Annotated in this window: 11 protein-coding genes; 10 read left to right on the top strand and 1 reads right to left on the bottom strand. The window is 53.4% G+C overall.

The features are described 5' to 3' along the window. The first annotated feature begins 192 nt into the window (after positions 1-192). On the top strand, positions 193-639 hold the full coding sequence (locus NMUL_RS11710) for an NUDIX hydrolase (protein ID WP_011381542.1): 447 nt from the start codon (positions 193-195) through the stop codon (positions 637-639). Between the two features lies 1 nt (position 640). Then, positions 641-1,732 carry a tRNA 2-thiouridine(34) synthase MnmA gene (gene mnmA, locus NMUL_RS11705; RefSeq protein WP_011381541.1) on the top strand — a complete coding sequence of 364 codons (1,092 nt, stop codon included), beginning with the start codon at positions 641-643 and terminating at the stop codon, positions 1,730-1,732. Positions 1,733-2,003: 271 nt separating this feature from the next. On the opposite strand, the gene NMUL_RS11700 is transcribed toward mnmA, so the two are convergent. Next, positions 2,004-2,612: a glutathione S-transferase gene (locus NMUL_RS11700; protein WP_011381540.1), complete on the bottom strand. Its 609-nt coding sequence runs from the start codon at positions 2,610-2,612 to the stop codon at positions 2,004-2,006. Positions 2,613-2,720: 108 nt separating this feature from the next. On the opposite strand from NMUL_RS11700, the gene purB reads away from it, so the two are divergent. The 8 genes from purB to NMUL_RS11655 all read left to right on the top strand — a co-directional run bounded on the left by purB (position 2,721) and on the right by NMUL_RS11655 (position 13,099). Further along, on the top strand, positions 2,721-4,103 hold the full coding sequence (gene purB, locus NMUL_RS11695) for an adenylosuccinate lyase (protein WP_011381539.1): 1,383 nt from the start codon (positions 2,721-2,723) through the stop codon (positions 4,101-4,103). Positions 4,104-4,225: 122 nt separating this feature from the next. Then, complete coding sequence (grpE, locus tag NMUL_RS11690; RefSeq protein WP_011381538.1) at positions 4,226-4,807, top strand: nucleotide exchange factor GrpE; 582 nt, start codon at positions 4,226-4,228, stop codon at positions 4,805-4,807. An 83-nt stretch (positions 4,808-4,890) separates the two neighbouring features. Beyond that, entirely contained in the window at positions 4,891-6,825 is a 1,935-nt protein-coding gene (gene dnaK, locus NMUL_RS11685; protein WP_011381537.1) for a molecular chaperone DnaK, read from the top strand. A gap of 171 nt (positions 6,826-6,996) precedes the next feature. Then, positions 6,997-8,103 (top strand): molecular chaperone DnaJ, encoded by a 1,107-nt coding sequence (gene dnaJ, locus NMUL_RS11680; RefSeq protein WP_041353240.1) that lies wholly within the window; start codon positions 6,997-6,999, stop codon positions 8,101-8,103. Between the two features lie 680 nt (positions 8,104-8,783). After that, positions 8,784-10,289 carry a YncE family protein gene (locus tag NMUL_RS11675; RefSeq protein WP_011381535.1) on the top strand — a complete coding sequence of 502 codons (1,506 nt, stop codon included), beginning with the start codon at positions 8,784-8,786 and terminating at the stop codon, positions 10,287-10,289. A 128-nt stretch (positions 10,290-10,417) separates the two neighbouring features. Next, the gene (locus tag NMUL_RS11670) at positions 10,418-11,692 is read left to right on the top strand and encodes a hypothetical protein (RefSeq protein ID WP_011381534.1); all 1,275 of its coding nucleotides are present in this window, start codon (positions 10,418-10,420) and stop codon (positions 11,690-11,692) included. Positions 11,693-11,855: 163 nt separating this feature from the next. Continuing rightward, a complete protein-coding gene (locus tag NMUL_RS11660; RefSeq protein WP_011381533.1) occupies positions 11,856-12,470 on the top strand; it encodes an SCO family protein in 615 nt (204 codons plus the stop codon). Beyond that, positions 12,467-13,099 carry a hypothetical protein gene (locus NMUL_RS11655; protein ID WP_011381532.1) on the top strand — a complete coding sequence of 211 codons (633 nt, stop codon included), beginning with the start codon at positions 12,467-12,469 and terminating at the stop codon, positions 13,097-13,099. Before NMUL_RS11660 ends, NMUL_RS11655 begins: the two co-directional genes overlap by 4 nt. Positions 13,100-13,109: the final 10 nt, after the last annotated feature.

The raw sequence follows: 13,109 nt of genomic DNA, 5'->3' as shown, positions 1-13,109 counted from the left end.
TATATTTTAACCGCGTTTCGGATAGAAGCGCTTGCTTTTGCCCCCCGGGTTTCCCGATATCTCGTGAAAGCGTTACAGACCGCAGCGGCGGGACGGCTTCCCTTATAATAGGAGTATGACATTTCGGGCCCCGTGTCCGGTTGTATCCACGTTCCGCTATTTAATAATTAAAACGGTTGAAATAATGAAATCATGATCTGGAAACCCAATGTAACGGTGGCAGCAGTGGTGGAGAAAGACGGGCAATATCTTCTGGTGGAAGAGCAAACCAGCAGCGGCTTGTTATTTAATCAGCCGGCGGGTCATCTGGAGCCGGGGGAGTCAATCATCCATGGCGCGATACGGGAAACTCTGGAAGAGACGGGCTACATGTTCGTCCCCCAATCCGTACTCGGCATTTATCACTGGCATTCCCCGGCGGAAGATACAACATTCATACGCTTTGCTTTTTCCGGTTCAGTGAGCGGCCATGATCCCGGCCGCGACCTGGACGCAGGCATCGTACGCGCTGACTGGTTCGACATCGATGAAATCCGCAGCATGACCTATTGCCACCGTAGCCCCCTCGTCATGAAATGCATCGAAGACCATCTGGCAGGGAAAGGGTGTCCGCTCGACATCCTTACTCATCTGGCTTGAAATGAGCAAGGCGCGCGTAGTTGTCGGAATGTCCGGCGGCGTGGATTCCTCTGTCGCCGCCTTGTTGTTGAAACAGCAGGGGTATGAAGTGATCGGCCTCTTCATGAAGAACTGGGAAGATGACGACACGGATGAATACTGCTCATCCCGGCAGGATTTGATAGATGCGGCATCAGTGGCGGATGTCATTGGAATTCCCCTTGAAGCTGTGAATTTCTCCGCCGAATATAAGGAGCGGGTATTCAGCCATTTTCTTGCCGAATACAAGGCAGGCCGGACCCCCAATCCGGATGTGCTATGCAACGCGGAGATAAAGTTCAAGGCGTTTCTGGACCATGCGGCGGGGCTGGGCGCGGATTATATTGCGACAGGACATTATGCCCAGGTGCGCAATACGGATGGTGTATTCCAGTTGCTCAAGGGTGAGGATGGAACGAAGGACCAGAGTTATTTTCTCTACCGGCTCAACCAGGCGCAGTTGTCCAGGGCACTGTTTCCCATCGGGCATCTTTATAAGCGCGATGTGCGAAGCATCGCGAAAGACCACGGGCTGCCCAATTTCTCCAAGAAGGACAGCACCGGCATCTGTTTTATCGGTGAACGGCCTTTTCGGGAATTTCTCAACCGCTATTTGCCGAACGACCCAGGCGAAATCCGCACGCCTTCCGGAGACGTCATGGGCAGGCATGCCGGCCTTATGTATTACACTATCGGGCAACGACAGGGATTGGGCATTGGAGGAACGAGGGGGGGCGACGGCGAACCCTGGTTTGTGTCGGAAAAGGACGTGAAGCGGAACGTCCTGACGGTAGTACAGGGGCACGATCATCCCGACCTGCTCAGGCCCGCGCTTGCTGCAACCGACTTGACATGGGTGAGCGGCAAGATGCCTCGCTGCAACTGGGTGTACGCGGCCAAAATCCGTTATCGCCAATCGGACGCTCCCTGTTCGATCACTTACCTTGATTGCAATAAATGCAAAATCGAGTTCGCCCAACCGCAGTGGGCCGTGGCGCCCGGGCAGTCAGTGGTGGTGTACGAAAGCAAGGTGTGCCTGGGGGGAGGGGTAATTGCCGCTACCCAGGATGATTGAGAGGGAAAGCAGATAAAACGGCCAGTGGAGGGAGACACATGCTGACTTGGGGAATCTGCCTGCATAAAGGCAGGATAATGGAGCAGAGGTGGTAGGGGTAGGATGAGTGGAGCAGCAATCCATCGAATTCTGTAATGGATTGTGGTTTCCGCTTCCCCCTTCAGACTACCGCCTATATCTATATAGCTGTGGAATCTGCAGTGCAAAACAAGTGTTAGCAGGCCCTATATCCATTTTTCCACCGATATGGGCCATCAGGGCAATACTGCTGTCAATCCTGTGGCGCGGTTTCCATGAACGCGGGCCGTTTTTCCAGACGGTCGGAAAGCTCCGCCAGATTGGGAAAATTCTCCCGCCACTTGATCTCCGGAAACCGGAAGGCGAGATAGCCCAGCGCGCAGCCCAGTGCGATGTCAGCCAGCGAATAAGCATTTCCATCGCACCATTTTCTGTCACCCAGTTCCCTTGCCGCCGCTTCCAGGCCTCCCTCAACCTTTTTCTGCTGGCGGGAAATCCACTGTCCGCTTTGCTGCGTCTTGCTGCGCTTGCGCTCCAGGAAAATGGCGGCAGCGGCGTCACAGATACCGTCCGCTAGCGCTTCCCAGCGTTTTACCGCGATGCGCCGCCGATTGCCGTCCGGGATCAGGCGCGATACGGGATTGACACTGTCGAGATACTCGACGATCACGCGTGAATCGAACACGCTCGTCCCGTCATCCATGATCAGCACCGGCACCTTGCCGAGCGGATTGTAGTCGGGTACCTGGCTATCATCGTTCCAGGGGACATCCAGTTCGAAGGTATAACCAACGTGCTTTTCGGCGAGAACAATGCGTGCCTTGCGTACGTAGGGGCTGGTAAGAGATCCAATGAGCTTCATGGCGAATCTTGAAGAGAGTGGTCAGCGCGCATTATATCGGCTTTCCGCACTGCATGGCATAACGGGGCCGAAGCCTACCTGTGTTAAAATTTCGCCGGAAACCAAGCTATGAATTCATCCTTTCTCACCGCACTCTCTCCTCTTGATGGCCGCTATCACGGCAAAGTCGATGCACTGAGACCCTATTTCAGCGAACTCGGGCTGATCCGTTACCGCGTCCAGCTTGAGATCGAATGGCTCAAGGCATTGAGCCGGGCTTCCGCCATTGCTGAAGCACTGCCGTTATCTCCGGATACGCTTGCACAGCTTGATGCTCTGATAACGGATTTTTCCGAAAGGGATGGCGAAGCGGTCAAACTCATCGAGGCGCGCACCAATCATGACGTGAAAGCCGTGGAATACTGGCTTCGCAAGCAGTTAACGGAAAATGCCGAGATCGGCAGAATCGAACAATTCATTCATTTTGCCTGCACTTCAGAGGACATCAACAATCTTTCCCATGGATTGATGCTGATGCACAGCCGCGACGACATCATGTTGCCGGCGCTGGATAACATCATTGGCAGGCTCGTCCGGCTTGCGCACGAGCTGGCCGCAGTGCCCATGCTTGCACGCACGCACGGGCAGGCTGCCACGCCGACCACGGTGGGCAAGGAGCTCGCCAATTTCGCTTATCGTCTGCAACGGGGACGCCGGCGCTTGGCGCAGGTGGCTATTCTCGGAAAAATCAATGGAGCTGTGGGTAATTACAACGCCCACCTGGCGGCCTATCCCGACTTCGGATGGGAGAAATTCGCGCAGGATTTTGTGGAAAAGCTCGGCCTGCAATTCAATCCTTATACTACCCAGATTGAACCGCACGACACCGTAGCTGAACTGTTCGATGCCTATGCCAGGATCAATACGATTCTGCTGGATTTCAACCGGGATATATGGGGATACATCTCGCTAGCCTACTTCAAGCAAAAAACCCGAAAAGATGAAGTCGGTTCCTCAACCATGCCCCACAAGGTCAATCCGATAGATTTTGAAAATTCCGAAGGTAATCTGGGGATTGCCAACACGCTCCTGCGGCACTTGAGCGAGAAGCTGCCGATATCGCGCTGGCAGCGAGACCTTACCGACTCCACTGCACTGCGTAACATGGGTGTCGCATTAGGCCATACTTTATTGGCATATGACTCCTGCAGCAGGGGCCTGGACAAACTGGAAATCAACCCCGGCCGTCTGGAGGAGGATTTGAGAAATGCCTGGGAAGTGCTGGCCGAGCCCATTCAGACGGTGATGCGTCGCCACGGCATGCCGGATTCATACGAGCGGTTGAAAGAACTGACCCGGGGCAAGGGCGGTATCACCCAAGACGCGCTCCATCAGTTTATTGACAGTCTCGCCCTTCCTGATGTGGAAAAAAAACGATTGCGTGAAATGAGGCCGGAAACATACCTGGGGAATGCTGCTGCATTAGCGAGAAAAATCAGTACGGAATACTGATTCTCGCGTCCTTTCCTTTTCTATCAAGCTGTCCCCTCACATTATGGAGCCCTGAAAATTTTGGGCTTGAAATTCGAGAAACCATCCCGATATGTTTAGGGATAGAAAATCAGGAGAAAGCCATGACAGAAGAAAACCGACCTCAACCAGACCAGCCCGAGCTGACCGTAACAAGCGAAAGCAGTGTACAGGAAACCGGGGAAAACAAGGCCAGGACGCCCGAGCAGGAGGGCGAAGCCATGCCCAGCCTGGAGCAGTTATTGAAAAAAGCCGAACTCGATGCAGCGGAACATTATGATGCATGGCTTCGCGCCAAGGCTGAAGGCGAGAACATAAGAAAGCGCGCCCAGATGGACGTCACCAACGCGCACAAATACGCTATTGAAAATTTTTCCACTGAACTGCTCTCGGTCATGGACAGCCTGGAAGCTGCGTTGGCGGTGGAGAATGCAACAGTCGAGAATTTCAAAAGCGGCATGGAATTGACGCTCAAGCAGCTCACTGCGACTTTCGCCAAGTTCAATATCAAGCAGCTCAGTCCCCAGGGTGAAAAATTCGATCCGCATTTGCACCAGGCCATGTGCATGGTGGAGTCCGAGCTTCCGCACAACACAGTCGTGCAGGTTATGCAGAAAGGCTATGTGCTGAATGATCGGGTTATCCGGCCGGCGCTGGTTTCGGTTTCGAAGGGAAAAGAGTCTTGAAATCGCGATCTTTATCCCCACTTCAGCGGTAACAAGCGAATTATTCAACGGATATCGAGAATTAACTAATACAAGGATCAATTATGGGAAAAATTATCGGAATCGACCTGGGGACCACTAACTCATGTGTTGCCGTCATGGAAAGCGGCAAGCCCAAGGTGATAGAAAACTCCGAGGGGGCGCGCACCACGCCTTCCATCGTCGCCTATACGGAAGATGGCGAGATTCTGGTGGGCGCCTCTGCCAAGCGACAGGCCGTCACCAATCCGAAAAATACCTTGTTCGCGGTGAAACGTCTGATCGGGCGGCGCTTTAACGAGGAGATGGTGCAAAGGGACATCAAGATGGTGCCTTACACCATCATCAAAGCCGACAACAACGATGCATGGATTGAGGTGCGCGGCAAGAAAGTCGCGCCCCCCGAAGTGTCGGCACAAGTGCTCATGAAGATGAAAAAGACGGCGGAGGATTATCTGGGTGAGCCCGTGACCGAAGCCGTCATTACCGTACCGGCTTATTTCAACGATTCCCAGCGGCAGGCCACAAAAGACGCAGGCCGCATCGCCGGACTCGAAGTCAAGCGTATCATCAACGAGCCGACCGCAGCCGCGCTTGCTTTCGGAATGGATAAAAAGGAAGGGGACCGCAAGATCGCCGTGTACGATCTGGGCGGCGGAACATTCGATATTTCCATTATCGAAATTGCAGAAGTCGAAGGCGAGCATCAGTTTGAAGTGCTGGCGACCAATGGCGACACCTTCCTGGGCGGCGAGGATTTCGACGCCCGCATCATCGAGTATCTGGTGGATGAGTTCAAAAAGGAAAACGGTATCGATCTCAAGAAGGATATGCTTGCTTTGCAGCGGTTAAAGGATTCCGCGGAAAAAGCCAAGATCGAACTCTCTTCCAGCCAGCAAACCGAGGTCAATCTGCCGTACATCACGGCGGATGCCAGCGGCCCGAAGCATCTCGCGGTAAGAATCACCCGCGCCAAGCTGGAAAGCCTGGTGGAAGATTTGATCACGCGCACGGTGGAGCCTTGCCGTATCGCCATCAAGGATGCGGGTATAAAGATTTCCGATATCGACGACGTTATCCTGGTGGGGGGGCAGACCCGCATGCCCAAGGTACAGGAAAAGGTCAAGGAAATTTTCGCCAAGGAGCCCCGCAAGGATGTGAACCCTGACGAGGCAGTGGCCGTGGGCGCGGCGATCCAGGGCGGCGTGCTGCAGGGCGCGGTGAAGGATGTGCTGCTGCTGGATGTGACGCCGTTGTCGCTCGGTATCGAAACGCTGGGCGGCGTGATGACCAAGCTGATCCAGAAGAACACGACTATTCCGACAAAGGCGAATCAGGTATTTTCCACCGCGGATGACAATCAGACTGCCGTAACCATTCACGTGCTGCAAGGCGAACGCGAGATGGCATCCGGCAACAAGAGCCTGGGCCAGTTCAACCTGGCCGATATCCCGCCGGCTCCGCGCGGCATGCCGCAAATCGAGGTGACATTCGATATCGACTCGAATGGCATACTGCATGTGTCGGCCAAAGACAAGGCGACAGGCAAGGAAAGCAAGATCAAGATTCAGGCAAGTTCCGGTCTGTCGGAAGAGGAAGTGCAGCGCATGGTCAAGGATGCCGAAGCCCATGCCGAGGAAGACCATAAGGCGATGGAACTGGTCACGGCGCGCAACCAGTGCGATGCGATGATCCACTCTGTGCAGAAAACCATGAAGGAGCATGGGGATAAACTGGCCGATGAGGAAAAATCGAAGATAGAGTCGGCACTGAAAGAGGCGGAAGATGCGTTGAAGTCCGGCGACAAGGAAACCATCGAGGCCAAAACCCAGGCATTGGCCGAGGCTTCGCATAAATTGGCGGAAAAGATGTATTCACAGGGGCAGGGTCCACAGGCCGGTCCCGGTGAGGAACCTTCCGGCCAGAGCGGCGGGACTGAAAAACCTGTCGAAGGAGAAGTTGTCGATGCGGAGTTCGAGGAAGTAAAAAACAAGAAGTAAATCTGCAAGCAGCAAAAGCAGCAGTCAAAAAAGCATCAAGACATTCTAAGCGCAGCGGTGCGGAAAAGGCGCCTCATTCCTTTCCGCATCCTGCGTTTTGGCGTCCCGGAGAGGAGGCTGGCTCAAGCTGGTGCGCTACTCTCCGTGCGGCCGAATTTTCAAGAAAACTATATGAGCAAACGCGACTACTACGAAGTGCTGGGCATTAATCGCGACAGCAGCGAGGATGAAATAAAAAAGGCATATCGCAGGCTGGCGATGAAATATCATCCGGATCGCAATCCGGATAGCCCGAAAGCAGAGGAACACTTCAAGGAGGCAAAAGAGGCCTACGAGGTCCTTTCGGACCCCCGGAAGCGGGCAGCGTATGACCAGCATGGCCATGCCGGAGTGGATGCCAGCATGGGCGGCGGTGGCGCCCAGGGATTCGCTGACGCATTCGGCGATATATTCGGTGATCTTTTCGGAGGACGTAGCGCCCAAGCCAATGTCTACCGCGGAGCGGATTTGCGCTATAACCTGGAAATTTCACTGGAACAGGCGGCGCGCGGAACCGAAACGAAGATTCGCATTCCTACCATGGATGCCTGTGGCACCTGCCATGGCAGCGGCGCAAAACCTGGCACCTCACCCACCACTTGTCCTACCTGCAATGGCCATGGACAGGTGAGGATGCAACAGGGATTCTTCTCGATCCAGCAGACGTGCCCCAAGTGTCATGGCAGCGGCAAATTCATTTCCAGCCCCTGCAATACTTGTGGCGGTTCCGGTCGTGTCAAACACCATAAAACGTTATCCGTAAAAATTCCCGCGGGTGTGGATGAAGGCGATCGCATCCGCTTGTCGGGAGAAGGCGAAGCGGGTGTCAACAGCGGCCCTCCGGGAGATTTGTATGTTGTCATTCACCTGACGCCTCATTCGGTCTTCCAACGCGACCACAACGATCTGCACTGCGAAATGCCCGTCAGTTTCACGACCGCAGCGCTGGGGGGTGAGATCGAAATTCCCACGCTGGAAGGGCATGCAAAAATCCGGATACCGGCGGAAACACAAAGCGGAAAAATCTTCCGGTTGCGCGGCAAAGGTATCAAGGGTGTGCGCAGCAATAATCCGGGCGACCTCTTGTGTCATGTCGTGGTGGAGACGCCAGTCAAGCTTACCCCTCGACAGAAAGAACTGTTGCAGGAGCTGGAAGCCATCAATCAGGAAGACGGTTCTCGCCACAGCCCGCGCGCAAAATCCTGGATGGACAAGGTCCGGGAATTTTTTGCGGAATGAGTGCATGTTCGAGCGCATATAAGCCACAGAGTCAGTGTGGCTTCCCGCATTGACTGATATCCTTTCCCCTGTGCTGCAATAGACAGCGTTCCTGTCCGGTTTCCCAAATCGGGCAGTTCTCATAAAACCATTTGCATATGCGGGAACACCGGCGTGATGAATTCTGCACCGGATTCATCAAGGTGTCGTCATCCCCGCAAAAGTGTGTCTTCAGATCTTTTTAATGTAATGACAAACCAATGGATTTCCGCTTTTGCGGAAATGACGATCAAGGTTTTTCCCAGAAGATTCTGTCCTCGCAAAACGGGCTGTCTTTTGCCCATGAAGTTCTCGAGATTGCTCCTCATTTTATTCCGGACAGCAATACACCTCTTCATCGCTTCATACAAGCTCATACCCAGCAATTAGCGGGATCTTCCCCTTCTTATTCCCCGGTTTGAATCCAGCGCGGCGGTGCTAACCTTTCGGACCGTAGTTGTATCGAAGTCGCTTCCTGGTGACGAGGGACTCGGGCACTGCGCTTTCATAATCCAAGAAAAAGAAGCTTGGTGGAAATACCTCATTCTGTCAGTGATCGGTATCAAACCGAAAGAAGCTGTTTTTGGCATCCCGGCTCCCTGATGGAAATTTCTTCCAGTGCGTTGGATTTATTCATTCAAAGCATACAAGGGGAATCTGAAATGACTTTAATCAAGAAGAATTCCCGTCTGTTCTTACAGGCGGGCTTATACATGCTGACACTATCTGCAAGTGCAATTCATGCCGCAGATAATCCCTCCTTCTTAAAAGAAAACACTTCATCAAGCACCGCTGCTCCGACGGCAAACGCCGGCAAGATACGCACGAGAATCGACAGCCTGCGTGACGCGGATGGCAAGGTGTATGCGGGCGATGATAATTACGCGAACAAGGGGCAAGTACCTCCTCAGTCCCTTCCACTCGACCAATATCCGAATGTTTATAACGAGCATATCCAGCCCATCGCGACGGCGATCGACTACCACAACGGGATGGTCTATCTCTTCAACTATGAAAACGACAAGTTGATCATCCTGGATCCCACCACGCTTCCTGGCTGGCCTGGAAATGTTCCCCTGCAGCACACGGTGGTAATGCCCGAGGGGAAAAAGATTTATATCACCTCCGACAATACGCCGGATCACCCTTCCTACATCATCGCCCTGGGTGTGAACGAAATCAACTGGGATACCCGCTACGCCTCACTGACGGTCGAGGCAGTACTTGCAGCAGACTCTCCCAACAGGCCTTCGGAATTACCGTTTGTCAAGCCGGTCAACCAGGTCCAGGCCGTTCCCAACTGGCTCATAGGCAGGGGAACGCAGATTCACGGTCCGACCCTGTTGCCGTACTCCGATTTTCTCTACTTTACGGAATTTACATCGGACAGGGTGCGGGTCATCAACCACAAAACCAACCAGTTTGTGAGTTTTGATCCGATTGTCATCCCTGGTTACACTGAGCAAACCCATGGGGTTAACTTCAATAAATCGGGCACCATTGGTCTTGGCACAGGTTACTTTTTCGATAACAGTGTAATCGATGTATACAAGCCGAACAGGGAAACAGGCGAATTGCAGGCTGTCGGCCAGATCATGCTGGGCAACGAGACGATGCATGCGGCTTTTACCCATTTCGTATACTGGCTGGACGAGCGGTATGCCGTTACCGCAACGATGCAATTCGACAAAACCTCCCTGACGCCCTCGACCACGAGTTACATCATTCCACCCAGCGTATGGCTGCTTGATACCCACGAAGGAACCGCGAAACAGATACTCTGGCCTACCAATCAAGTCGGTAAGCGAGGGGTTCTCCGTTCTGCATCCGACATTGCCGTGGTGAATGGCAAACTCTACATCGCGGAGGAAGATACTCTCGATTTTACATTCGGCAATGACGGCTACATCTCGGTATTCGACCTGACCGATCGTAAAAACCCCCAGTTCATCAAGAGGCTGCGGCCCGGTTACGAACTCCCGAGTGGATACTCCGTGGCGCATACCATCAGTCCAACCCCGGATAATCGCTATTTGCTGGTGGCAAGCTGGGTTTCCGGATATGTGCTGAAGATCGATACGGAAACGGATACCGTCACCAAGGTATGGGGGCCACGTGACGGTCTTGTCAAGCCGCACGGCATATTTGCCGCAGGCGGGCTGCGCTGATCCCGGCAATTCCGCCTTTCCTTTATACCTTCGCATTCCGGCCCATCTTCTCCTTCGGGATTCTTTCCGGAGATTGAACAGGGTGGGCCGCTTCCGGAAATCACCCAGAAGAATTCATTGACTCGACTATGAAATACATCAGCAAAATCCGCTCGGGGATATACCGGAAATACTTCAGCACTATGCTGGCATTAAGTTTTCTGTTTTTGCTGCCCGAGGCATTCGCGATGAATGGTCATATTGCGGATGGTCCCAAGTGGGTTATCGATGACACCAAGTGGTTTACTCTCGGCATCGGTTTCCGTGGTTCGGGCGTATGGGTCGAAAACAGGGATACCGGTAATTTCCAGAGCGGTTTCAGCATCGACAATGCCCGTGTCTATCTCAACGGACAGATCCACAAGTATGTCAAATTCGAAAGCTACACCGAATGTACTTTCTGCAATAACACCCATCCCGAGGATACCCCCAGGATGTCCTACAACGTTCTGGCCGCAATCGGAAAGGTCGAGATCAACCGCTTTGTCAATTTCTGGGGTGGGCGCATGCTGGTGCCCACGGAGCGGGGCGAATTGAGTGCCCCTTTTTATCACGCGACACACGATGCCATCAAAACGCCGTTCTTCCCCCAAGGATTCAGTACTAAATTCGGCAGCCTCGGCGCAGGCCGGTATGGACATGATGACGGTGGGACCTTCTGGGGGAGCGTCGAGCCCGGCTTCATCAAAGGCACCTTGGGCTACGCGCTCGGCGTGTACAGGGGCTTGCAGTCATCCACGGCAGCGCGCATGGGACCCAATCAGGGGGATAGTGTGGCATGGGCCGGGCGTCTTACCTACAATTTCCTGAACCCCGAGCCGAATCCGGGTTATTACACCCGTAATACCTACTTCGGCCAGGCTGGCGACATTCTGGCGCTCGCGGCCGGTACTTCATATCAAAAGGATGGTGCCGGATCGTTTGCGCATCCCAGCGATTTCCTGGGTCTCGTCGGCGATGTCCTGTTTGAAAAGGTCCTGCCAAAAAATATGGGTGTAGTTACCGTCAACGGTGATTACAAGCAATTCTATGCCAATTACTCGCCGCTGGCCTTTGCCGATCCGGACTGCTTCTGCATATTCGACGGAAAATCATGGGGTGTCACCGGGCTCTACCTGCTTCCCGTCAAGGTAGGGATCGGGCAATTTCAGCCTTATGGGAGATTTACCAGAGTTCAGCCTGACAACAGCAGCAAACGGGAAGAAATCGAGGCTGGGGTGAATTATGTCATCAGCGGCTTCAACGCCCGTATTTCAGCGTACTACCAGCACGGTGATCTTCGCACCAAAGGCATCAACTATGCGCCGGATGTAACAGGTGACAAGGTCGATGTTTTTAAACTGGCATTCCAGCTGCAAATGTGAATTCAACTTCACCGTCATGCATGTCCGCTAATGGGCTGAATAACGACATTTACCGCAGTCCTTTATTTCGTATTCCGGCCCATCTTCTCCTTCGGGGATCTTCCCGGAAATTGAACAGGGTGGACCCTGTTCGGAAGCCAACCAAGAATCCATTGACTTGACTATGAAAAACATCAGCAAAATCCGCTCGGGAATATACCGGAAATACTTCAGCGCCATGCTGGCAATCTTGCTTCTGGCAGCGAGTGCCGGAAGCGAGGCGACTACAGTTCTCCTGCGCCGCCCGATACCCTTGCTTCCCGAGGCTGCCGTCCGGTTGAATCAGGTCCATGCGGGCAAAGATCCCGGGAGGTGGCAATTGATCGTTTTCGGGTTTGCCCACTGCAAGGATGTCTGTCCGGCGTCGCTCGCCAATCTCTCCATGCTGGTCAAAGCTGGCGCCGCCGAACGGATCAGGCTCAGTGGACTCTTTGTAACAATAGATCCGGACCGGGACACCGACGCAACGCTGTCACAGTACATCAAGGCCTTCGGAACCGACCTTGGTTATTTGCGGCTCGAGGGTGGGGAACTGGAGCGCTTCAAGGCCGCTTTCAGTGTGGAAACCGCCTTCTATACGAAAAATGCCGGGAACATGCAGAATTATCAGGTGGATCATAGCACTACTGCGTTTCTGATCGATCCCGCCGGAAATATCAGGGTGATATTCGATGCATTGACGGACGCCACCGATATAGAAGATTTATTTCGCAAGAACAGGACATTGTTTGAATCATGAGTCGCTCAAATGTACTGCTCCCACTGCTGATGGTCTTCTCTCTCACTGCATCCGCCATGCAGATCGATGCCGATCCCCGTACGATCGTATCTTTCATGGACAAAGGGTTGTCTCCCGAGCTCGATATTCTATCTGTGACCACCGATATTTCTCCGGATGATCATCTGGTATTTCAGGCGAAGACCAGGGGAGAAAGAGGGCAGGGGGAAGTTGCGGATCACTTGCTGCTGCGTATACTGCATGGAAAAGTCTATGTTTTCCTCATTCCGATAAATAAAGAAAATGGCGATAAGGTTCTGGTGTATGAAACGGAGCTTCAGTCCGATAAGACTGTCCTGCCCCAGGTATTGAAAGCGCCACAAGAGAGTAATCTGCCTGCTGGTTTGAATGCCAGGCGTATAGTCAACGGAGCGGAGTTTATTCTACCCATCGACTGGATCGACTTCGGTAAAGATTTCGGTTTCGATGCCTACACTGTAAGTGCGCAGGTACAGGGAGATACTCTGGAAATAAGCAGAGTGCATGACCAGGCAGGAAAAGGCCGCGGTGGGAGCAACACGTTCTCTGCCATTACCCTGCTCAATAAACTTTGTACGCCCCAGCGACTGCGATCACGCGCAGATCAATAGGGACAGGCGA

The sequence above is a fragment of the Nitrosospira multiformis ATCC 25196 genome (genome assembly GCF_000196355.1).
GTDB classification, from domain to species: Bacteria; Pseudomonadota; Gammaproteobacteria; order Burkholderiales; family Nitrosomonadaceae; genus Nitrosospira; species Nitrosospira multiformis.
The sequence above is the reverse complement of the archived record's forward strand: the minus strand, read 5'-3'. Positions and strand labels throughout refer to the sequence as shown.